This window comes from Micromonospora sp. NPDC047134 (genome assembly GCF_040643455.1).
Classification (GTDB): Bacteria; Actinomycetota; Actinomycetes; order Mycobacteriales; family Micromonosporaceae; genus Micromonospora.
On sequence record NZ_JBEYUI010000017.1, the window covers coordinates 35,204 to 57,120 of the forward strand.

Consider the following 21,917-nt stretch of genomic DNA (forward strand, 5'->3'; position numbering starts at 1 on the left):
CGGGAACCTGCCCGGAGCAGGGCTGTGATCAAGCTAGAGACAGCGATCCGGTTAGCTAACACGGAGCACCGGGGAATCCCGGTGCTCCCGCGAAGGGGGTGCCTGTGCGGAACACCGAACCTCTGGTCTCGCCGGTTGTCGAGGCCTGGGCCACCTACCGGACCAGTTCCGCCGCGGACTGGCCGACTCGGCGGCTGCTGCGGGCCAAGGGGGGCAGCCGGGTCAGTGTGGTGTTGCCGGCCCGCAACGAGGAGGCCACCGTCGGGGCGATCGTGTCGACCATCCGCGAACATCTGGTGGACCGGGTGCCCCTGGTCGACGAGTTGATCGTGGTGGACTCCCGCTCGACCGACCGCACCGCCCAGGTGGCCCGGGCGGCCGGGGCGGAGGTGGTCAGCCAGGACGCGATGACCCACGGGCTGCCCCGGCTGACCGGCAAGGGCGACGCCCTGTGGGCCGGGCTGGCCGCCGCCGAGGGGGATGTGGTCGCCTTCATCGACGCCGACCTGCGGGAGTTCCGCCCTCACTTCGTCACCGGGCTGCTCGGCCCCCTGCTCACCGACCCCTCGGTGGACTTCGTGAAGGGGTTCTACCACCGGCCGCTGATCGGCCGCAACGCGGTGGAGGCCGACGGGGGTGGCCGGGTTACCGAGTTGATGGCCCGCCCCATGCTCAACCTGTTCTGGCCGGAACTGGCCGGTTTCGTGCAGCCCCTGGCCGGTGAGTACGCGGGCCGCCGCGAGGTGCTGGCCCGGGTGCCCTTCGTCTCCGGCTACGGTGTCGAGACCGCCATGCTGATCGACCTGCTCGAACTCGTCGGCCTGGACGCCCTGGCCCAGGTCGACCTGGGTGAACGCAAGCACCGGCACCAGGACACCGCCGCCCTGGGGCGGATGTCCGCCCAGATCATGCTGACGGTCTGGTCCCGGTTGCAGCGTCGGGGCTGGGCCAGCCCGGAGATGCTGCCCACGGCCGTGCTGACCCAGTTCCGCCGGGGTGGCTCCGAGGCGCTGCCGAACCTGGACCGGGAGATCGTCGTCAGTGACGTACGGGTCGAGGAACGGCCGCCCCTGGCCGAACTGCGCCACCGGTTGCCACGCCGGGTGGCCGCGGCGTGACCCGCCCCACATGAGGGCCCACCCGGCCCGGGGAGGCCGTTTCGGTGGGCGGGACGCCGGGTAGTTGACAGCCCTGCGACACCGGCGGAACGAGGGCGGAGATGGCGAGCCGGATCACCTGCGACGTGGACGACGGGACACCTGTCACCGTCGTACGCCTCGCCGGCAGCCTGGATCTGACCACCACCCGCCAGGCCTTCGCGGCGCTGGACCGGTGTCTGGCCACCCAGCCCGACGCGCTCGTGGTCGACCTGACCGGGCTGACCGTGCACGACCCGTTGGCGGTGGCGGTGTTCACGGCGGCGGCGCGGCAGGCCGCGGGCTGGCCGGTGGTGCCGATGGTGATCTGCGCGCCGCACCCGGACCCGGCCGCCTCGCTGGCCGCCTCCCCGGCCTGCCGGGCGGTGCCGGTACGCCACGACTGCGACGAGGCGGCCCGGGTGGCGGGCGCCTCGGCGGTGCCGCGGGTGCGGCTGCGGCTGGAGCCGGTCGCGGCGGCCTGCCGACGCGCGCGGGAACTGGTCGCCGAGGCCTGCGCCCGGTGGGATCTGCCCGCGGCCGTCGAACCGGCCTCGATCGTGCTCAGCGAACTGGTCGGCAACGTGGTCCGGCATGCCGGCACCCCGATGCAGGTGACCTTGACCCTGCGCCGGCCCTGGCTGCACCTGACCGTGGTCGACGGCAGCCCCGAGACGGCCGAGCCCGGCCGTCCCGGTGAGCGCGACGAGGGTGGCCGGGGCCTGCTGCTGGTCCGTGAACTGGCCGCCCGGTGGGGTAGCGCACCGGCCGGCGACGGAAAGGCCGTCTGGGCAACACTACTGGCGAATTGACCGAATTCCCCCCTCTCGCCTGGTTACATGGTCGGCGGGTCGGGTAGTCACGCCCGTCCTTTGGCGTCGTCGACGGGGTGGAAGCATCATGCCCAAGCGGGTACCGACCGAGACCGGCCAGGACCGTGGGCCGGCCATCCTCGCACCGGCCCAGTTCGGCGGCTATCCCGGCGCCCTGAACAAGACCCTGCCGGGCGGCAAGCTGGTCCGGTTCCTGGTCACCACCGATCACAAACAGATCGGGCTGCTCTACCTGATGACCTCGTTCGGCTTCTTCCTGGTGGCCGGGATCGAGGCGATGCTGATCCGCGCGGAACTGGCCCGGCCGGGGATGCAGTTCCTCTCCCCCGAGCAGTACAACCAGCTGTTCACCTCGCACGGCGCGGTGATGCTGCTGCTGTTCGCCACCCCGGCGGCGTTCGGATTCGGCAACTACATCGTGCCGATCCAGATCGGCGCCCCGGACGTGTCGTTCCCCCGGCTGAACGCCCTGGCCTACTGGCTGTACCTGTTCGGCGGGCTGATGGTCCTCGGCGGGCTGCTCACCCCCCAGGGGACGGCCGACTTCGGCTGGACCGCGTACACCCCGTTGAGCGGCGCCCAGCACTCCCCCGGGGTCGGCACGAACATGTGGGTGATGGGCCTGGTCATCTCCGGGCTGGGCACCATCCTCGGGGCGGTCAACCTGATCACCACGATCCTGACCCTGCGGTCGCCCGGCATGACCATGTTCCGGATGCCGATCTTCACCTGGAACATCCTGCTGACCAGCGTGCTGGTGATCCTGGTGTTCCCGCTGTTGGCCGCCGCCCTGCTGGCGTTGAGCGCCGACCGGCTGCTGGACGCGCAGGTCTACAACGCCGACACCGGCGGGCCGATGCTGTGGCAGCACCTGTTCTGGTTCTTCGGCCATCCCGAGGTCTACATCATCGCCCTGCCGTTCTTCGGCATCATCACCGAGATCATCCCGGTCTTCTCCCGCAAGCCGATCTTCGGCTACACCGGTCTGGTGCTGGCCACGGTGGCGATCACCGTGCTGTCGATGACGGTGTGGGCGCACCACATGTTCACCACCGGCCAGGTGCTGCTGCCCTTCTTCAGCATCCTCAGCTATCTGATCGCCGTACCGACCGGGGTGAAGTTCTTCAACTGGATCGGCACGATGTGGAAGGGGCAGCTCACCTTCGAGACCCCGATGCTGTTCGCGATCGGTTTCCTGGTGACCTTCCTGCTGGGCGGGCTCACCGGGGTGCAGTTGGCCAGCCCGCCGGCGGACTTTCACACCCACGACAGCTACTTCGTGGTGGCCCACTTCCACTACGTGCTGTTCGGCACGGTGGTGTTCGCCCTCTTCGGCGGCTTCTACTTCTGGTGGCCCAAGATGACCGGGCGGCTGCTCGACGAGCGGCTCGGCAAGCTGCACTTCTGGACCATGTTCATCGGTTTCCACGGCACCTTCCTGGTGCAGCACTGGCTGGGCAACGAGGGGATGCCCCGCCGGTACGCCGACTATCTGCCCACGGACGGGTTCACCACGCTGAACACGATCTCCAGCATCTTCTCCTTCGTCCTCGGCGCCTCCACCCTGTTCTTCATCTGGAACGCCTGGAAGTCGTGGCGGTTCGGCGCCGTGGTGACCGTGAACGACCCCTGGGGATTCGGCAACTCGCTGGAGTGGGCCACCACCTGCCCGCCGCCGCTGCGCAACTTCGACCAGATGCCCCGGATCCGCTCCGAACGCCCGGCCTTCGACGCCAAGTACGGGCCGTACGTCTCCGATCTGGGTGGTGACCTGCCGCAGCGGGCAACCCGCCCACCCCAGGAACTGCACGACGAGATGCACCGGGAGAAGCACCGGCCCGAGTCGCCCAGCGCCGAGGGGGCGCACGGCGCCCAGAAGGCCACCGCCTACCATCCCGATCCCCGCTCCGGAGCCCGACCGGTCGAGGTGCCGGAACCGGACGAGGTGCTCCGGCCCGGCTTCGAGGAGACCGACGAGCCGGAGGACAACCCCCTGGGCGCCGATCGCGGTCCGCAGTCCTCCGACCAGTGGCGGCATCCGCGCGGCCACGGCGACACCCCGGACAACTGAGCGGGAGTACGCGCGTCAGCAGGGCGGCACCGGTCGGTGCCGCCCTGCTGACCGTCCGTCTCCGCCGGTCAGGGTGTCAACGGGCCCGTACCGAGGCGGGACGGTTGGGTTGGCCGACTCTGTCTCGGCGGTCCCGTTCTGCCAGGGTGGCGGGGTGTCCGCGAGCATCGCCTGACGCAGCCAGGTCAGGGCCCGCGACAGCAGCCGCGACACGTGCATCTGGGAGATGCCGAACCGGGCGGCGATCTCCGCCTGGGTCTGGTTGCCGTAGAACCGCATGGCCAGGATCCGCCGCTCCCGCCAGGGCAGGCGGTGCAGCAGCCCGCTGACGGTCACCCGGTCGTCGACCGACTCCAACGCGATGTCCGACTCGCCCACCAGGTCACCGAACTCGGCCGAACTCTCCCCACCCACGGGCGCGTTCAGCGAGGCCGGGCTGTACCCGGCGGCCGACTCCAGGGCGGCGAGGATCTCCTCCTCCGGGGTCTCCAGCCGTTTCGACAACTCGGCCACCGTCGGGGCCCGGGACAGCTCACTGGTCAGGGCCGCCGTAGCCTGCCCCACCTCCAGGATCAGGTCCCGCAGCCGACGGGGCACATGCACACCCCAGGTGCGGTCCCGGAAATGCCGCTTGATCTCACCCACGATGGTGATCGCCGCGTAGGCGGTGAACGAGCCCCGTTCCGGGTCGTACCGGTCAACGGCGTTGACCAGACCCAACCGGGCCACCTGCTCCAGATCCTCCAGGGGCTCCCCACGCCCCCGGTACCGGCGCGCCAGACGTCCGGCGAAGGGCATCGCGAAGCGCACCAGGTCGTCGCGCGCCTCATGGCGACGTTCCGGGGGCAGCCCCTCGATCCGTGCCGCGTACGCCAGCGCCGCCGCGTCGAGGTCCTCCAGGCCCCGATCGGTGGATGGTGGTGTGGTCGTGGTGGTCTGTCCGAACATCCGCGCCTCCCTCAGGAAGGACCCCGCCCGGATTCGGCCGGCACCGCACCCGGGCGTGGACACGCACGGGCCGGTGGACTGGGTTACATGACTGGGATGCGAGCGGGCGACGGCCCTCTGCCACGCCAAGGTGATCAGCCTGTCGCAGCCGGCGGTGTTCCCGCTCCGTAGGTACTCAATCACGGGAGCGCGGGTTCGCGAGGATGTTTCGCCAGGTCAACGAACCAGCAGGCCGTGCGCGGCGCTGCCGGCCCGCAGCGCGGCGAGGGCGTCTGCCACCTCGATGCGGGGCGGGGTGGGCAGGTCGTACGGCTGGGCGCGGAGCACCTCGGTGGCCCGGCGGGTGGGTACCGAGGTGACCGGGTAGCCGCGGGCAGCCGTTCGGTCCAGGGCCCGACGACGGCGGCCGAAGCCGGCGACGGCCAGCCACTGCGGCAGCCCGGCCAGGGCCGGGGACCGCACCCCGGGCGGCTCCGGCAGGACGTCCACCGAGGTGAAGGGCTCGCTGCCGGCCAGCCACCATTCGGCCTGCTCGACACAGCGCCGGGTGGCGTTCTCGCACCAGTACGGCACCATGCCGGCGCGGACCACCTGCCAGGGGTCCAGCAGCCGGCCGCACTCGACCACCAGACGGTTGCCGGTCTTGCCGGCGGCCCGCAGCCAGCGGCGGTACAGGTCGGCGGTGGCCGCGCTCAACGCCGCGGGACTGGGGACGACGATCTGGTGCAGGGCATGCCCCTCGCGCCCGGCCCAGCCGGCGACACTGCTGTCGAAACCGGCCTCCACCCCGTGCTCGGCGCCCTCGGGCGGGGTGGAGATCTCCGGCGGCTCCCACTGCACCCCGTCGCCCCCGGCGGACCGCAGCACCTGACGCAGGGTGTGACTGTCAGGGTGGAAGTCCACCGGGTCCAGCCCGCTGGCCGGGCAGCCCACCTGGAAGCTGTGCCCCTCGGCGGCCTCGAAGACCGGCCAGGTCCGGGCGTCGCGCAGCACCACCACCGGGGCCCCCGGTTCCAGCCGCTGCGCCAGAAAGCGCCGGTAGGCCTGCGGCAGACTCAGCCACCGGGCGGTCATCGCCACCGTGGCCGAGGCCAGCGCGCCCCGGCTGGCCGGGCAGTGCACCTGCCGCAGGTGCAGGTCGGGGTTGCCGGCGAGCATCCGTCCGGCCAGGGCGGCGCCGTGGTCCAGGGCGGCCCGGGGGCGGTCCACGGAGCCCTTGGGCCAGTGCGCGACCATCTCGAACCCCGCCGGCAGCCAGGGCACCCCCAGGGCCACCGCCAGGTGGGCGGCGGCGCCGTGCGGCGAGCCCAGCAGCACCCCGGGGTAGCGGCCGGCCGGATACTGACCGACGAACCACTCCGCGACCCGGGCCGCGTCCACCTCGGCGGCCTGCCCGGCGGTCAGGGCCACCCGACCGGCGGAGCGTACGGCCACCGCCCGGCGGACCGGATCGGGAGTGCCGACGAACCGGGACATCGGTCCCACCTGGCCGAGATCGGCGCAGTCCTCCCCGCGCAGTCCCCGGGCGATGGCCGCGACCAGGACCCGGGCGGTACTGCCCATCGCCACCACCCGGTCACCGGCCAACCCGGCACCCGCCGCGATGACCTCCCGCCGCACCTTGCGCACCGGCCCCACCCTGCCCCGTTCGCTCACGCGCCCCGGCTTCCCGCCCGGATGCGGGTTAAACAGGGCATCACCCCACCCATCGGCATCAACCATCGGATCTTGACCGTTCCCGACACCACCCCACACCCCCACGCGGCGAACACCCTCACGCGGCGATCATGCGCTTCCTGCCCCGACAAAGGGCGCAAACAGTGCATAAAGGCGACACAAAGTGCAAGATCGAGGGGTGAAGGGGGCGGGCGGGGCGACGAGGGCGGGGGGTGGTGGGGTGGGTCAGGGGTGGGGGGTGGGGGGGACGTCGAGGACGGAGGGGCGGTCGGCGGTCAGGGCTTGGGTGACGGCGGGGCCTAGCAGGGGCGGGCGGGTGACGCGTACGCCGTGCAGGCCCAGCAGGCGGGCCCAGCCGGCGTAGGGGACCTCGTCGGCCGGGTGACCGGCCCGGGTGTGCAGCACCAGCACGACCAGCCGGGGATCGGGCCACCTCGGCCAGCCCTGGGCGATGGTGACCAGCTCGGTGAACCCCTGTGCGCGCATCCCGTCGTCGGTGACCAGGGCGAACACCGGCCGGTCCGGGTCGGCCAGTTTGGCGGCCACGGCACAGGACAGCGCCGCCCCGGGGGCCTCGTGGGCGGCGCAGGCCAGGACGGTGGCGTCGGACGGCAGTCGGCCGGCGTGGCGGATCAGGTCGGGTTCCCCGTCCACCGTCACGGTGGCCGCCGGGGGTAACCGGGCGGAGAGTTCCTCGACGACCGCCCCGGCCGGGTCGGCGGGGGTGGGCCGCGGGCCGCCCAGGGCACCGGGCAGCACCAGGCAGACCGGTCCCCGGCCGGCCAGGGCCGCGCGTACCGCCTCGTCCACCCGGGCCGGTGCCCGTCGCGGATCCTCGACATGCCACACCTGTCGGCACAGCCCGGCGACCACCTGGTCGACCCGGACGGGGTCCTCCCCACCGATGATGGCCACCACCGGTGGGGTGTCCCGCCGGGCCGCGTCCAGGCCGCCGAGCAGCCCGTACGCGGCCGGTCCGGCCGGACTCAGGCAGATGCCGACCCCGCCGGTGAGCCGGGCGTGCGCGATGGCCATGGCGGCCGCGTTCCCGCCGTGTCGGACGGGCACCAGCTCCGGTTCACCGCCGGCCGCGTGCAACGCCTCGACCAGTTCCGCGACCGGCTCCCCGGGGATGCCGAACACCCGTGGTACCCGCCAGGCCGCCAGCCGTGCGACGACCGTGTCCGACAGCCGTGGATCAGGCACCGCCCCGTCCCGGAGTGGCGGGGTCGACGTACCGCAGCACCGCACCCACTCCGTCCGCCAGTTCCGGCGCCTCGTCGGGGCCGAGGACGGTCAGTTCCGCGTCCGTGCCCACCAGGGCGCGGACCAGGGCCGCGTCGGCGCGTACCCGCTCGGGGTCCCCGACCCCGGGAAGCTGATCCGGCTCGGTGGCGATGTCGGTGGCGGCCGGGCCGATCCACAGCTCACCGTCGGCGGAGGCGTCGTCCACGATCAGCATGGTGTCGACCTGGTTACGCTGCAGGGCGGCCACCACGGCGTCGAGCCCGGCGCCGACATCCTCCTGCATGCCGAAGCGGTCCAGGGCCGCGCTGATCCGCTGGTCGGCGACCTCGGCGACGGTCTGCACGGTGATGTCGTCCAGCAGGGTCTGGTCGGCGCCCCCGGCCCGGGAGCCGGCATCGGTGCGTACCACCAGGTCCTGCCAGCGCTGCGGCATCTGTGCGGCGATCATGCCGGTGGCGCGGATGTCCCCGGCGACCACGACCACCTCGGCGCCGACCCGTTCGGCCAGCTCCACGGTGGCGGCGGTGACATCTCCGGCGTTGTGGTGCCACGCCTCCATGGCGGCGCGCTGGTAGCGCGACTGTGACCAGCCGCCGGGCTGGACCCGGCGCAACTGGAAGTCCTCCCGGCCGACGACCTGGGCCCGACGCGGCACCCCACCGGCGCTCACCGACATCGCGTCGGCCCCGGTGCGGTCGGCCAGCACCCGAACCCAGGCCACCTGCTCGCCGCGTTGGGCCAGCAGCGGCATGACGTGCGGCAGCGCCGAGTAGGCGGCCAGGTCACGACGCGGCGGGGCGGACAGGTACTCGGAGAGCACCACTCTGCCCCGGGTGCCGAAGACGGCCAGGCCGTAGTCGCCGGGCATGGGATCGTGACCCCGGATCACCCGGTCGATGGCGGCGATCGTCGGCTCGTCGGCGCCCTGCTCGGCCAGTCGCCGTTGCAGGTCACGCCAGCGCAGATCCAGTGCCGCGTGGGCGTCCTCGGTGTCCAGGGAGGCGTCCAGGTAGACCGAGCACCACGGACCAGGACGGTCGTAGAGCGGGCGCAGAAAAGACAACTGCATGCTCGACCCCTTTCCAGCTCGGCCCCGCGCTTACCCGCCCCACCCGGCTTGTCACCTCCTCGTCGCCGGGTGACCGACCGCATGACCAATCACATGACCGAATTTCATTCATGTTGATCAATCGTGCGGATCGATACGATCTGTGCACAGTCGCGGACTCAGGGTGGTGGGGAAATGGACACGACATCGTATTCCCGGCGCAGCCTGCACCCCACCGGCCGCATCCTCACCGCCCGGGTGGTCCGCCTGATGGAGGGCTATCCCCGACAGGTACGGGTGAAGCAGCCCGCGCTGGTCCTGGTACTGGCGGCGGCCGGGGTGGTCGGCCTGCTGGCCAAGCTGGTCCGCGCCGCCCTGTCCGCCGGTTCGGGCAGCGGTCGACGCAAGTTCAAGGACCTGAAGAAGGGCCCGGAATACCTGGTCACCCCGATCCGGCTGCGCGACGACAACGGCCGGTTGTACGAGGTGGAGTTGCACGGGCATCTGCCGCAGAGTGCCCTGCACTCGGCCGACCTCGTCCAGTTGACCCTGCGCGACCAGGGGGACCCCGACCTGGCGCCGAAGATCGAGCGGATCGTCAACCTGACCACCGGACAGTTGCTGCGCCCGCGTACGGCCACCATGTGGTCGCATCTCGGGCCCCCGCTGCTGTTGCAGGCCACCCTTGGGGTGCTGCTGATCGCCGGGCTGGGTGCCTGCACCGCCCTGACCTGAGGGTGCCGCAGCCGGTGACGCTGAGGTGCCGCCGCGTCCGCGGCGGCCAGGTCAGCCGACCGGGGCGGGTTCGCGTACCGGTTCGGTGCTCCCCAGCAGGCCGCGCCGACGGGCCCAGCGCTCGAAGGCGATGGTGGCGAACGGGGGTACCGCGCAGATCAGCGCGACCACCGCGGTCGTCATGCGCCAGCCCCGCAGCCGGGCCACCGCGAGCACCAGCACCCCGTAGATCACGAACAGGGCGCCGTGCACCGGACCGAAGATCTGCACCCCCAGTTCGTTGCCGGGCGGGCCGTACTTGACCGCCATTGCGGCCAACAGGCCGGCCCAGGAGATCGCCTCCGCGATCGCCGCCATCACGAACAACCGGGTCACCTTGTCGCGCACGAGGGCCATGGTAGTGCCGCTGCCGCCCCGGCCCGCGACGCCGGGTCGACACGGCGAGGCCGGGTCGACACGGCGAGGCCGGGTCGGCACGGCGAGGCCGGGTCGGCACGGCGAGGCCGGGTCGGCACGGCGAGGCCGGGTCGGGCAGCAAGGCCGGACATCCGTGCACCGGATGGTGGACAACCGGACGTCCGGACTTTTCCCGGAGTGCATGGACATGCGACGTTGGGGGTACCAGTGGTGACAAGGTGGTGACCATGGGCGAGGAAGTCGGCGTACAGACCTTCAGCCGTCAGGATCGGGCTCGCTACCGGGACAAGGTTCGTCGCTGCCTCGACGTCTTCGCCGAGATGCTGCGCGAGTCCCGCTTCGACATCGACCGGCCGATGACCGGGCTGGAGATCGAACTCAACCTGCTCGACGAGGACTCGATGCCGGCGATGCGCAACGCCGACGTGCTGCGGGCGATCGCCGATCCGAGCTTCCAGACCGAGCTGGGCCAGTTCAACATCGAGATCAACGTGACCCCCCGGCGCCTGGCCGGTACCGGCACGGTCGAGTTCGAGCAGCACCTGCGGGACACCCTCAACGCCGCCGACCAGCGGGCCCGTACGGTCGGGGCCCACCTGGTGATGATCGGCATCCTGCCGACCGTGCTGCCGGAGCACCTGACCGCGGCCACCCTGTCGGCCAATCCCCGGTACGCCCTGCTCAACGAGCAGATCTTCGCAGCCCGGGGTGAGGATCTGCGGATCGCCATCAACGGGGTGGAGCGGCTGGCGGTCACCGCGGACACCATCACCCCGGAGGCGGCCTGCACCAGCACTCAGTTCCACGTGCAGGTGGGCCCCAACCAGTTCGCCGACTACTGGAACGCCGCCCAGGCCATCGCCGGGGTACAGGTGGCCCTCGGCGCCAACTCGCCACTGTTCTTCGGGCGGGAGTTGTGGCGGGAGACCCGCATCCCGCTGTTCCAGCAGGCCACGGACACCCGCGCCGAGGAGATCAAGACCCAGGGCGTACGACCCCGGGTGTGGTTCGGCGAACGGTGGATCACCTCCGTGTTCGACCTGTTCGAGGAGAACGTGCGCTATTTCCCGGCCCTGCTGCCGGTCTGCGAGGAGGAGGATCCCGCGGCGACCCTGGCCGCCGGCGGGGTGCCCACCCTCGGTGAACTGCGACTGCACAACGGCACGGTCTACCGGTGGAACCGGCCGGTCTACGACGTGTTCCGGGGTCGCCCGCACCTGCGGGTGGAGAACCGGGTGCTGCCCGCCGGGCCGACCGTGCTGGACACGGTCGCCAACGGGGCCTTCTACTTCGGACTGATCCGGGCCCTGGCCGAGGCCGACCGGCCCCTGTGGTCCCAGATGTCGTTCAGTGCGGCCGAGGAGAACTTCCACACCTGTGCCCGGCACGGCATCGACGCGCACGTCTTCTGGCCCGGCCTGGGTTACCTGCCGGTCACCGAGTTGGTGCTGCGGCGCCTGCTGCCGTTGGCCCAGTACGGCCTGGACCGGTGGGGACTCGATCCGGACGAGCGGGACCGCCTGCTGAGCATCATCGAGCAACGGTGCCTGACCGGACGCAACGGCGCGACCTGGCAGATCGCCACCCTGCACCGCCTGGAGTCCACCGACCACCTGGACCGCCCGACAGCACTACGCGAGATGGTCCGCCACTACGTGGACCTGATGCACAGCAACCGCCCAGTACACGAATGGCCCATCCCCTAACCACCCCCTCCCCTGGCGCGGAGGGTGGGGAGGGGGGTGGGTCAGGGCAGGGCGGTCAGGGTTAGTTCGGTGGCTCGGGCCAGGAGGGCGTCCTGGGGCTGGGCGTCCTCCGTGTGGCGGGTGGAGAGGAGGGCCAGCACGATTGGGTCGCGGCCGGGGGGCCAGATCACGGCGATGTCGTTGCGGGTGCCGTAGCCGCCGGAGCCGGTCTTGTCGCCGACCACCCAGCCGTCCGGGGTACCGGCTCGGATCACCTTGTCACCGGTGGTGTTGCGCTTGAGCAGGTCGACCAGCACCTCCCGGTCCTCGGTGGAGAGGGCGTCGTCGACCGCGTACGCCCGCAGGGAGGTGGCCAGGGCGCGGGGGGTGCTGGTGTCGCGGACATCGCCCGGGGCGGCCTCGTTGAGGGCGGTCTCGATCCGTGCCGGCTCGGTGACCTCGTCGCCGATGTCACGCAGCGCCTGCTTGAAGCCGGCCGGACCACCCAGCCGGTCGAAGAGCAGGTTGGCGGCGGTGTTGTCGCTGTAGCGCACGGCCGCGTCGGCGATCGCCCGCAGGGTCATGCCGGTCGCCACGTGCTTCTCGGTGATCGGCGAGTAGGTGACCAGGTCCTCGCGGGAGTAGCGGACGATCTGGTCCAACTCCTCCGTGGTGGTCGCCTTCAGCACCGCGGCGGCGGCCAGGGCCTTGAAGGTCGAGGCGTACGCGAAACGCTCGTCGGCCCGGTGCTCGACGGTGCGCCCGGTGCCGGTGTCCACGGCGTACACCCCCAGGCGGGCGTCGAACTCCCGCTCCAGCGGGCCGAAGTCGACCGCTACCGGCCCGGCCGACGGGGTCGCCGACGGAGTGCCTGACGGGGTGGTCGGCGACGCGGGCCCGGTCGGGGTGTCGGACGAGCAGCCGGTGAGCAGCCCGGCCGTCAGAACGGCCGCGAGCACAGCGGCACGGGTACGGCGGGTGGTGCTGAGCACAATCGCATCCTTCCAGCTAGCTGGTGATGACGAACCGGTCAGTTCATCACCTTGGCTATGAAGCCTGCCAAATTGGTCGTGGTGCGGGCAATCTTCTCGTCCAGGCTGATCGTCTCGGGCAGCCGGGCCCCGGCCCCGCCGTCCTTCCTGCCCCGCAGGTAGAGCGAGCAGGACAGGTCACTGCACAGGTAGGTGCCCACCGAGCTGCCGTCCCGGCCGGCTCGACCGGCTTTGGGGGCGACCAGCAGGCTGACCCCGGCCTCCGGAGAGGTCAGGCAGATCGCGCACATGTTGCGGCTGCCTCGCCCGGCGGAGGCGCTCGGGCTGCGCAGGACCAACGCCGTCGGGCGGCCCGCCTGCTCGGTGACCAGGTAGGCCCGGTCCTCCGCCTTGGGGTCGCGCCAGCCCAGGTAATCCAGGTCGGCCCAGGGTCGGGTGGCCAGGTCGCGCGGCACGTACAGGCGCTTGGCCTCCCCCTTGCTGCAGTTGACGAAGGCGGCACGGATCTCTGACTCGGTCAGTGCTTCCATAAGGCCAAGGTATTGTTCCTAAAGAGTTTAGGCAAAACCTTTAAAGGTGTCATGGAACACGGACCTCGGAGGGAACATGGCACGGCTGGGACTGACTCCGCAGCGGCTCGCGGCCGAAGGTGCGGAACTGGCCGACGAGGTCGGCTTCGACCGGGTGACGGCCTCGGCACTGGCGCAGCGATTCGGCGTCAAGGTGGCGAGCCTCTACTCGCACATCCGCAGCACCCAGGACCTCAAGGTCCGCATCGCGCTGTTCGCGCTGGACGAGTTGGCCGACCGGGCGGCCGAGGCCGTCGCCGGCCGGGCCGGCAAGGACGCCCTGGTCGCCCTCGGTGACGTCTACCGCGACTACGCCCGCGAGCACCCCGGCCGGTACGCCGCCAGCCGTCTGCGGCTCGACCCGCAGACGGCGGCGGCAAGCGCCGGCCCCCGGCACGCCCAGTTGGCCCGCGCGGTCCTGCGCTGCTACGAACTGGGCGAGCCGGAGCAGACCCACGCGGTACGCCTGCTCGGCAGCGTGTTCCACGGTTTCGCCAGCCTGGAACTCGCCGGCGCGTTCAGCCACAGCCTCCCCGACAGCGAGCAGTCCTGGGCCTGGGCCCTGGACTCCCTCGACGCGCTGCTGTCGGCCCGGTCGACCGGCGGCTGACCCCGACTCAGTCGCGGGTGATCACCTCGTTGGTGGCGAGGCTCGTGGTGCGCTGCTCGATCAGGGTACGAAGGCGCTGCGCATCGCCGGTGGCGACCGAAGCGTCGTACCCGTCCACGGTGGCCAGCACCCCGCTGATCGCGTCCACCGCAGCCAGCGCCGCACCGTCGCGGTAGACCCGCTGATAGAGGTCGCGGTACGCGTCCTCGTACAACTGGGTGAACTTCTCGCTGGCCAGGAAGCGTTCCTTGAGCCGGTGACCACCGCCACCGGGGCCACCGATGCCACCAGGGCCGCCCGCGCCATCAGCGCGGGGGCCCTCAGCGCCACCGGGGTCACCAGCGCCGGGATCACCAGCGCCGGGGCCTGCGTTGCCCCGAGCGCCGAACCGGCCCTCGTCGTGCGGCCCCTGGTCGGCGCTGCCGCTGAACGCCAGGTTGTAGTCCCAGCCGATCACCGTGAACCGTTTCGCGTCAAGGTCGTACCAGAGGTAGTAGTTGCGGCCGGGACCGGCCATGTCGTCGGAGTTGAGCAGCAGGTTCTGCCAGGCGAGGTACCGGGCGAAGGAGGTCACGTCGAGCCGGTCGGTGAGCTGCTCGTCGAACTCGGCGTCGCCGACCGCGTCCACCCACTTGATCAGGTCGATGACCGGTTGCAGGTCCTGGCTGCCCTTCATGGTGATCTGCTTGAAGTCGTCGGCGTACGCGGTCTGGTCGTCGCCCTGGTCGGTGAACCGACTGGTGGCCAACGCCTTGTAGAGCACCCCCGCGCCGTCGAAGTCCTCGGCGAAATGCTCGTCGGGATGTTCCACGATCAGCCGGGCGGTGGTCGGCCGGTCGTTGACCGTGAAGCTGGTGTAGGCGTACTCCTGGGTCACCTCGCCCGCGGCGGCGAGCAGGTTGAGGGTGACCGCCTCGTTGAGCACGGAGGTGCCGCCGCCCATCCCGCCGACGCGCAGGCTGATCTCCCGGTGGCCCTGATACCGGCGACCGTCCACGTACTCGTCGAAGCGGATCAACCAGGGCAAGGTCTCCGGCTCCTCAGCCCGCAACGACGTCCGAGAAAACCCGCCCGGCATCGCGGCACCGCCCGGCCCAGCCTGACCACCAGGCCCAGCCTCACCATCGGGCGCGGTCTGACCATCGGGCGCGGTCTGACCATCGGGCGCGGTCTGACCATCGGGCGCGGTCTGACCATCAGTCGCGGTCTGCCCACCCGGCCCGAACTGACCACCCGGCCCGAACTGACCACCCGGCCCGAACTGACCACCCGGCCCGAACTGACCGCCGGGTCTGCCGGGGCCGCGCGGGCCGTCCTGGCCGCCGGGTCGGCGTTGACCATCCGGTCCGCCCGGGGCCACCCGGCCCTCGGGGCCTTCCGGGCCGCCGCCGCGTTGCGGGGTCTGGCCGTTGCGGGTCAGGCCGCGCAGGGTCGAGTTGCCCTTGAGCCGGATGCCGACGCTGGGGATGGTGGTGCCGTCGATGACCAGGTCGGCCTCCAGATACTCCTTCTCCTCCTCGTCGTAGAAGGCGTCCAGCATCCGTTCGTAGTCGGCGTCGCGGAAGACCAACTCGATGCGGTGCGCGACGGTCTCGTCGAAGAGGTCGACCGTGCCGGCGATGTTCTGGGTGACCAGGTCGCCGGTGCTGGTGCTGGTGCTGGTCACGTACGGGCGGATCGGCACCGAGCTGAGGGTCACGGTGAGCACCAGCGCGAACGCCAGGCAGCCCGCCAGGAACTTCCAGTAGTGCCGGACACGGATCGGGATCCGGTGCTTCCAGCGCATCACAGGTCCGTCTGGTCGTAGCCGGTCAGTACGGTGACCCGCTGGCCGCCGGTCCGCTCGGCCAGCGCGTTGATCAGTTCGGCGGGCTCGGTGCCCTTCTTCAACCGCACGGTGTACATGATCTCGGTCAGTGCGCCGCCTCGGATGGTCTCCATGCTGACCAGCTCGAACTCGCTGGTGAAGCGGATCAGGACGTCCTGGATGTGGGTGGTGTGGCTGCCGGGCGGCACCTGCACCTTGACCACCTGGCGCTGGACGTTCGAGGCGAACCAGTTGAAGCGGTACATCAGCACGATGATCAGGCTGATCGTCACGGCGGCGACCACCGCCAGCAGGTAGAACCGGGTGCCGCAGGCCATGCCCACGCCCATCACCAGGAAGATGAACCCGACGTCGCGGGTCTCCTTGATGGCGTTGCGGAACCGCACCACCGACAGCGCGCCCACCAGGGCGAAGGCGCGGGCGATGTTGGAGCCGACCACCAGCATGATCAGCGAGATGAGCATGCCCAGGATGACCAGCGTCTGCACGTACGACTGGCTGTACGACACGTTGCGGTGGGTGAACCGGTAGACCCAGCCGATCATGGCGCTGAGCAGGAACGACAGCGACAGGGCCAGGGCGATGTCGCCGACACTGAAGGTGCCGGACAGATCCTGGAACTCGAACGGCATGGGGTTCAGGCCTCACTTTTCACGGGGCTGCCGGCGGTAGCCCGGTCGGCGTCGTCGGGAACGTGGAAGAGGGAGCGGGGGGCGTGACCGAACGCCTCGACGCTCTGGCAGTACTTCGACATGCGGACGATGGACAGGTTCGTCCGGGCGGCCAGGTCGGTCAGCCAGTACGGCACCCGCTCGTTGGCCTTGATCTCCAGCACGGAGTATTTCGGCGGCACGATGAGCCGGTTCTCGGCGTCCGCGCCGAGGTGGAAGTCGCGGTCCCGGCCGCGTACCCGGTGGTCGAGGGTGACCCGCAGGCCGAGGTCGGAGTCCCGGCCGACGAACGCCTCCCGCTGGTAGCCGGTCATCGCCACCGGCCGCAGGTCCAGGCCGCAGAGCAGCTCCAGCACCTCGTCGAGGAAGGGCCGCTGCTCCGGGGCGTGCTCGATCAACTGCCGCCGGTCGCACAGGTCACGGGCCAGGTGGTACGGCAACGCCACCCGCCGTTTCTGGGTGACCCGGTTGACCCGCTGCTTGATCTCGACGTGCACGATGCTGTCATCGGTGACCGTGGACACCTCGCCGTAGTGGCGCACCCGCAGCTTGCGGCGGAACTTCAGCCCCTCGATCTTCTCCCAGTAGAAGCGCAGCTCAGCGGTGTCGTAGTAGACGCTCCACACGCCGTACCCGGTGTCGCCGCCGTGGCTGTCCCGGTCCATCCGGGCGGCGAACCGCTCGCGCAACGCCGGGACGTCGCCGGTCGGCACCAGATACTTGATCTCGTACCGGTTGAAGGCGTGCAACCTGCTCGGTGCCCGCAGCGCATGGCCGCCCCGGTCGTCACCGGTCTCCGGTCCACCATCGGGGGTGGACGGTGCGCGGGCTGGCGGCGGTTCTTGGGCGGGAGAGGTAGCCCGACGGAGCCACGAGCGCATGCAGGTGAGCCGATCTCTGCGGGGACAGGGACCAGCACATCCAACCGGGCGAGGCTATGAATCAGCTTTGCGTTCCGGGTGAACCAGCGGTGAACCCCCGCTGCCGCCGGGCCCTCGCGGCCAAACACCGCCCGCCAACAACTCTCATGTAAAGCTTTCTAGACATGGTGTCAAGAACGCCTTACTCTGAGGATGTCAAAGATTCTTTACCTCGGGAGGCCGTCATGACGCACGAGGAGAAACGGGCCTGGATCATGCTGGTGGTCAGCGTGATCGCGTACGCCGGCTATGTGGCGGTCGTGCTGGGTCGACAGGACGGCGGGTCGCTCACCGCGGTGCCCTACGTCGGCGCGCTGCTCTGGACGGTCGGCGGGGCCATGGTCGCGAGCATCGTGGCCGAGATCGTGATGGGCATGGCCAACCCGCGTGCCTCCCGGGTCAAAGATGTCCGCGACCGGGAGATCGGGCGCCTCGGTGACCATGTCGGCCAGGCGTTCGTGATCATCGGCGCGGTGTCGGCGATGCTGATGGCGATGGCCGAGTGGCACTGGTTCTGGATCGCCAACGTCATCTACCTCTGCTTCGCCCTGTCGGCCGTGATCGGCTCCCTGGCGAAGGTGATCGTCTACCGCAGGGGTGTTCCGCAGTGGTGAAACCGACCCGCGTCACCAACACCATCCGGGCGTTGCGCTTCGCCCACGACGAGATGACCCAGGCCGATCTCGCCGAACGGATCGGGGTGACCCGACAGACCGTGATCGCCATCGAGCAGGGGCGCTACTCCCCCTCCCTGGAGATGGCCTTCCGGATCGCGCGGGTGTTCGGCGTACGGCTCGACGACGTGTTCCAGTACCCCGACTCCGAGGAGGTGGCACCGTGAGGGCCATCGTTCAGGACAGTTACGGACCACCCGAGGGACTGCGGCTGGGTGAGGTGGACCGGCCCTCCGTCGGCGACGACGAGGTGCTCGTGCAGGTACGCGCGGCCGGGGTGGACCCCGGGGTATGGGTCCTCATGGCCGGTCAGCCGTACGTGGTGCGCCTGGCCAGCGGGTTGCGCCGCCCTCGGGTGGCGGTACGCGGCCGGGACCTGGCCGGGGTGGTGACCGAGGTCGGTCCCCGGGTCACCCGGTTCCGGCCGGGCGACGAGGTGTTCGGCACCTGCCTACGCGGGTCGTACGCCGAGTTCGTCGGCACCTCGCAACGACGGTTGGCCCACAAGCCGGCGAACCTGTCCTTCGCCCAGGCCGCCGCGGTGCCGGTCTCCGGGATGACGGCGTTGCGCGCCGTACGCGACAGCGGCACAGTGCGGCCGGGGCAGCGGGTCATGGTGATCGGGGCCTCCGGCGGCGTCGGATCACAGGCGGTGCAGATCGCCAAGGCGTACGGCGCCACCGTCACCGGGGTCTGCGCCCCCGCCAGGGCCGACTTCGTCCGCTCCCTCGGCGCCGACGAGGTGCTCGACTACACCCGCGAGGAGGTCGACCGGGACGGCCCGGTGTACGACGTGGTCATCGACACCGGCGGCGACTGCTTACTGTCGCTGATGCGCCGCGCCCTCACCCCGGGCGGCACCCTGGCGCTGGTCGGCGGCACGTACACCCGGGGTGGGCTGCTCAGCGGGTACGGCCGGCAGATGTTCGGCGCACCGCTGCTGTCCCTGTTCATCCGCCATCGACTGCGCAACGTCAGTGCGATGGAGCGCAGTGAGGACCTCGACGAACTGCGCGACCTGATCACCTCGGGCGCGCTCACCCCGCCGGTCGACCGCTGCTATCCGCTGGCCGAGGCGGCCGACGCCCTCCGCCACCTGCGCTCCGGGCACCCGGCGGGCAAGATCGTGGTCACCATCTGACGGTCTGGTTCACCGGCGACTGCACCGGCCAGCCGCTACAGGGCTGGCCGGTGGCGAGTCGGTCCCGGCAGGGACGGTCAGTCGACGCCGAACTCCATGGCGGCGCGGTCGAGGGCCGCGTCCTCCGCCGGGGCCACGCCCCGGGAGGCGATGGCCTCCGCGCCACCCTGCGGCATCGCGCCGATCAGCCCGGTCGAGGCCGCCTGGGCGGCGCCGACCATCCGCTGCGGGGAGCCGCCGCCGACCATGCCGAGGTTCGCGTACTGCTCCAGCTTGGCCCGCGAGTCGGCGATGTCCAGGTTGCGCATGGTGAGCTGGCCGATGCGGTCGGAGGGGCCGAAGGCCGAGTCCTCCGTACGCTCCATCGACAGCTTGTCCGGGTGGTAGCTGAAGGCCGGGCCGGTGGTGTCCAGGATCGAATAGTCCTCGCCCCGGCGCAGCCGCAGCGTCACCTCCCCGGTGACCGCCGTGCCCACCCAGCGCTGCAACGACTCGCGCAGCATCAGCGCCTGGGGGTCCAGCCAGCGGCCCTCGTACATCAGCCGGCCCAGGCGGCGACCCTCGTTGTGGTAGTTGGCCAGGGTGTCCTCGTTGTGGATGGCGTTGACCAGCCGCTCGTACGCGGCGTGCAGCAGCGCCATGCCGGGGGCCTCGTAGATGCCCCGGCTCTTGGCCTCGATGATCCGGTTCTCGATCTGGTCGGACATGCCCAGCCCGTGCCGACCCCCGATGGCGTTGGCCTCCAGCACCAGGTCGACCGCGCTGGCGAACTCCTTGCCGTTGATGGTCACCGGGCGGCCCTGGTCGAAGCCGATGGTGACGTCCTCGGTGGGGATCTCCACCGACAGGTCCCAGAACCGGACCCCCATGATCGGGTTGACCGTCTCGATGCCGGTGTCCAGGTGCTCCAGGGTCTTCGCCTCATGGGTGGCGCCCCAGATGTTGGCGTCGGTGGAGTACGCCTTCTCGGTGCTGTCCCGGTAGGGCAGGCCGCGTTCCAGCAGCCACTCCGACATCTCCTTGCGCCCGCCGAGTTCGGTGACGAAGTCGGCGTCCAGCCACGGCTTGTAGATCCGCAGCTGCGGGTTGGCCAGCAGGCCGTAGCGGTAGAACCGCTCGATGTCGTTGCCCTTGAAGGTGGAGCCGTCACCCCAGATCTGGACGTCGTCCTCGACCATGGCCCGCACCAGCAGGGTCCCGGTGACCGCCCGGCCCAGCGGAGTGGTGTTGAAGTAGGCCCGCCCGCCCGAGCGAATGTGGAAGGCCCCGCAGGTCAGCGCCGCCAGCCCTTCCTCGACCAGGGCGGCCCGGCAGTCGACCAGCCGGGCCAGCTCGGCGCCGTAGTTGAGGGCGCGGCCGGGCACGGAGGCGATGTCGGGCTCGTCGTACTGGCCGATGTCGGCCGTGTAGGCGCAGGGGATCGCCCCCTTGTCGCGCATCCACGCGACCGCGACCGAGGTGTCGAGGCCGCCGGAGAAGGCGATGCCGACACGTTCACCGATGGGCAGGGAGGTCAGAACCTTGGACACAAGGAAGAGTATGCACCACGCCGTATACCCATGCAAGCCGGGGTGGGTGATGTCGCCACTCCGACCAGCCCTCACCATCGGTCGTTCCGGCATTACATAGCGCAATCGAGGAGAAAGGCACACGCGGATAATCCAGCATCATCAATTTCTCACCCTCTGTGATGCTGAGGAGTCTTTCCGTGACGCAGGCCGATCGCCGTTCTCGCCCTCCCCGGGCCGCCGACACCCTCCGGCTGCCCTCCGACTCCCGCGCCACCTCCCTGTTCGCCCCCGGAGAGGTCCCCCGCCGCCGCGGGTTGATCATCCTGCTCAGCCTGCTGGGCGGCTTCCTGCTCACCGTCGTCTGGTCGGCGGAGTTCGTGGACTCGACCATCGGCGACAACGTGGCCAACACCCTGCTGGGCCACGACGCCAAGGAGACCCCGATCAGCGGGGCCGTGGCGGGCGTGATCTTCGCGTTCGTCTCCGGGGTAGCCGGCACCTTCACCGCCTGCAACATCGCCGCCTTCGGCGCTCTGGCACCGCTGACCGGCTCCTCCGACAGCCGGCTGAGCCGGGCCGTGGCGCCGCTGCGCCCGCTGGGCTGGATGGCGGTCGGCATGATCGCGATCTCCGCCCTGTACGGGGTGATCGTCGGTCTGGTCGGTACGGCGATGCCGCAGTTCTCCACCGCCCCGAACGTGCCCGGCTCACTGTCGCCACGCAGCATCCAGTCCATGGTGGTCTACGGCATCATCGGCCTGGTCATGATCTACCTGGGGCTGGCCGCGTTGAAGGTGGTACCGGACCCCTTCGCCCGGATCTCCCAGCGCTACCCCAACGCCCCGCTGGTCTTCATGGGGGTCCTCATCGGCGGGTTCCTGATCGGACGGCCCTTCCCGCTGTTCCGGCAGATGTTCCGCGACGCCGCGGAGAGCGGCAACCCGCTGTACGGCGCGGCGGCGTTCACCCTCCAGTCGATCGGCAACATCGTCGTCATGGCGATCCTGTTCCTGCTGCTGACCTGGTTCGCCGGTAGCCGACTCCAGCGCTGGTTCGCCGCCAAGCCGACCCGAATGGCCACCACCATCGCGGTGGCGTTCATCATCGCGGGCGCCTTCATGTTCCTCTACTGGGACGTCCGCCTGCTCGCCCGCCGGGAGATCATCCCCTGGTACCCGACCGCCCCCTGGGTCTGATTCCTCC

General features: G+C 70.7%; 20 protein-coding genes and 1 pseudogene. 10 read left to right on the forward strand and 11 right to left on the reverse strand.

What is annotated here, in order from left to right; translation table 11 throughout:
- The first annotated feature begins 104 nt into the window (after positions 1 to 104).
- The 3 genes from ABZ795_RS20240 to ctaD all read left to right on the forward strand — a co-directional run bounded on the left by ABZ795_RS20240 (position 105) and on the right by ctaD (position 4,040).
- Entirely contained in the window at positions 105 to 1,118 is a 1,014-nt protein-coding gene (locus tag ABZ795_RS20240; RefSeq protein WP_357531473.1) for a glucosyl-3-phosphoglycerate synthase, read from the forward strand.
- 101 nt (positions 1,119 to 1,219) lie between these two features.
- Positions 1,220 to 1,948 (forward strand): ATP-binding protein, encoded by a 729-nt coding sequence (locus tag ABZ795_RS20245; protein ID WP_357531474.1) that lies wholly within the window; start codon positions 1,220 to 1,222, stop codon positions 1,946 to 1,948.
- An 88-nt stretch (positions 1,949 to 2,036) separates the two neighbouring features.
- Entirely contained in the window at positions 2,037 to 4,040 is a 2,004-nt protein-coding gene (gene ctaD, locus ABZ795_RS20250; RefSeq protein ID WP_357531475.1) for a cytochrome c oxidase subunit I, read from the forward strand.
- A 114-nt stretch (positions 4,041 to 4,154) separates the two neighbouring features.
- On the opposite strand, the pseudogene ABZ795_RS20255 reads toward ctaD, so the two are convergent.
- The 4 genes and pseudogenes from ABZ795_RS20255 to ABZ795_RS20270 form a co-directional block, all read right to left on the reverse strand.
- Positions 4,155 to 4,988 (reverse strand): annotated as a pseudogene (locus tag ABZ795_RS20255) (SigB/SigF/SigG family RNA polymerase sigma factor); the annotation flags it as partial.
- A 216-nt stretch (positions 4,989 to 5,204) separates the two neighbouring features.
- The gene (locus tag ABZ795_RS20260; protein ID WP_357531541.1) at positions 5,205 to 6,551 is read right to left on the reverse strand and encodes a hypothetical protein; all 1,347 of its coding nucleotides are present in this window, start codon (positions 6,549 to 6,551) and stop codon (positions 5,205 to 5,207) included.
- Between the two features lie 339 nt (positions 6,552 to 6,890).
- Entirely contained in the window at positions 6,891 to 7,871 is a 981-nt protein-coding gene (locus ABZ795_RS20265; protein WP_357531476.1) for a thiamine pyrophosphate-binding protein, read from the reverse strand.
- The gene (locus tag ABZ795_RS20270; RefSeq protein ID WP_357531477.1) at positions 7,864 to 8,982 is read right to left on the reverse strand and encodes a Vms1/Ankzf1 family peptidyl-tRNA hydrolase; all 1,119 of its coding nucleotides are present in this window, start codon (positions 8,980 to 8,982) and stop codon (positions 7,864 to 7,866) included. Before ABZ795_RS20270 ends, ABZ795_RS20265 begins: the two co-directional genes overlap by 8 nt.
- Before the next feature lie 174 nt (positions 8,983 to 9,156).
- On the opposite strand from ABZ795_RS20270, the gene ABZ795_RS20275 reads away from it, so the two are divergent.
- Positions 9,157 to 9,696 carry a hypothetical protein gene (locus tag ABZ795_RS20275; RefSeq protein ID WP_357531478.1) on the forward strand — a complete coding sequence of 180 codons (540 nt, stop codon included), beginning with the start codon at positions 9,157 to 9,159 and terminating at the stop codon, positions 9,694 to 9,696.
- A 51-nt stretch (positions 9,697 to 9,747) separates the two neighbouring features.
- Here the strand turns inward: ABZ795_RS20275 and ABZ795_RS20280 are convergent, their stop codons facing one another.
- Positions 9,748 to 10,092 (reverse strand): DUF3817 domain-containing protein, encoded by a 345-nt coding sequence (locus ABZ795_RS20280; protein ID WP_357531479.1) that lies wholly within the window; start codon positions 10,090 to 10,092, stop codon positions 9,748 to 9,750.
- Positions 10,093 to 10,340: 248 nt separating this feature from the next.
- Here ABZ795_RS20280 and ABZ795_RS20285 point away from each other — a divergent pair, with 248 nt between their 5' ends.
- Positions 10,341 to 11,819, forward strand: a complete 1,479-nt coding sequence (locus ABZ795_RS20285) for a glutamate--cysteine ligase (protein ID WP_327025487.1) — start codon at positions 10,341 to 10,343, stop codon at positions 11,817 to 11,819.
- Positions 11,820 to 11,860: 41 nt separating this feature from the next.
- On the opposite strand, the gene bla is transcribed toward ABZ795_RS20285, so the two are convergent.
- Positions 11,861 to 12,790 (reverse strand): class A beta-lactamase, encoded by a 930-nt coding sequence (gene bla / locus ABZ795_RS20290; protein ID WP_357531480.1) that lies wholly within the window; start codon positions 12,788 to 12,790, stop codon positions 11,861 to 11,863.
- Positions 12,791 to 12,828: 38 nt separating this feature from the next.
- Complete coding sequence (locus tag ABZ795_RS20295) at positions 12,829 to 13,320, reverse strand: FBP domain-containing protein (RefSeq protein WP_357531481.1); 492 nt, start codon at positions 13,318 to 13,320, stop codon at positions 12,829 to 12,831.
- 76 nt (positions 13,321 to 13,396) lie between these two features.
- Between ABZ795_RS20295 and ABZ795_RS20300 the strand changes: the two genes are divergently transcribed.
- Positions 13,397 to 13,969: a TetR-like C-terminal domain-containing protein gene (locus ABZ795_RS20300; protein ID WP_357531482.1), complete on the forward strand. Its 573-nt coding sequence runs from the start codon at positions 13,397 to 13,399 to the stop codon at positions 13,967 to 13,969.
- A 7-nt stretch (positions 13,970 to 13,976) separates the two neighbouring features.
- Here the strand turns inward: ABZ795_RS20300 and ABZ795_RS20305 are convergent, their stop codons facing one another.
- From ABZ795_RS20305 to ABZ795_RS20315, 3 genes are read right to left on the reverse strand one after another with little or no spacing between them, the layout of a single operon-like run.
- Positions 13,977 to 15,755: a CotH kinase family protein gene (locus ABZ795_RS20305; RefSeq protein ID WP_357531483.1), complete on the reverse strand. Its 1,779-nt coding sequence runs from the start codon at positions 15,753 to 15,755 to the stop codon at positions 13,977 to 13,979.
- The gene (locus ABZ795_RS20310; RefSeq protein WP_357531484.1) at positions 15,755 to 16,429 is read right to left on the reverse strand and encodes a DUF4956 domain-containing protein; all 675 of its coding nucleotides are present in this window, start codon (positions 16,427 to 16,429) and stop codon (positions 15,755 to 15,757) included. The genes ABZ795_RS20305 and ABZ795_RS20310 overlap by 1 nt, the downstream gene beginning before the upstream one ends.
- Before the next feature lie 5 nt (positions 16,430 to 16,434).
- Positions 16,435 to 17,349, reverse strand: a complete 915-nt coding sequence (locus ABZ795_RS20315; protein ID WP_357531485.1) for a polyphosphate polymerase domain-containing protein — start codon at positions 17,347 to 17,349, stop codon at positions 16,435 to 16,437.
- A 224-nt stretch (positions 17,350 to 17,573) separates the two neighbouring features.
- Here ABZ795_RS20315 and ABZ795_RS20320 point away from each other — a divergent pair, with 224 nt between their 5' ends.
- Genes ABZ795_RS20320 through ABZ795_RS20330 form a run of 3 tightly spaced genes read left to right on the forward strand, consistent with a single transcriptional unit; the run spans position 17,574 to position 19,203 of the window.
- Complete coding sequence (locus tag ABZ795_RS20320) at positions 17,574 to 18,002, forward strand: hypothetical protein (protein ID WP_357531486.1); 429 nt, start codon at positions 17,574 to 17,576, stop codon at positions 18,000 to 18,002.
- A complete protein-coding gene (locus tag ABZ795_RS20325) occupies positions 17,996 to 18,229 on the forward strand; it encodes a helix-turn-helix transcriptional regulator (protein WP_204292885.1) in 234 nt (77 codons plus the stop codon). Before ABZ795_RS20320 ends, ABZ795_RS20325 begins: the two co-directional genes overlap by 7 nt.
- Entirely contained in the window at positions 18,226 to 19,203 is a 978-nt protein-coding gene (locus ABZ795_RS20330; protein ID WP_357531487.1) for an NAD(P)-dependent alcohol dehydrogenase, read from the forward strand. Before ABZ795_RS20325 ends, ABZ795_RS20330 begins: the two co-directional genes overlap by 4 nt.
- A gap of 77 nt (positions 19,204 to 19,280) precedes the next feature.
- On the opposite strand, the gene argG is transcribed toward ABZ795_RS20330, so the two are convergent.
- On the reverse strand, positions 19,281 to 20,732 hold the full coding sequence (gene argG, locus ABZ795_RS20335; RefSeq protein ID WP_357531488.1) for an argininosuccinate synthase: 1,452 nt from the start codon (positions 20,730 to 20,732) through the stop codon (positions 19,281 to 19,283).
- A gap of 179 nt (positions 20,733 to 20,911) precedes the next feature.
- Here argG and ABZ795_RS20340 point away from each other — a divergent pair, with 179 nt between their 5' ends.
- Positions 20,912 to 21,910 carry a hypothetical protein gene (locus tag ABZ795_RS20340; protein ID WP_357531489.1) on the forward strand — a complete coding sequence of 333 codons (999 nt, stop codon included), beginning with the start codon at positions 20,912 to 20,914 and terminating at the stop codon, positions 21,908 to 21,910.
- Positions 21,911 to 21,917 lie beyond the last annotated feature (7 nt).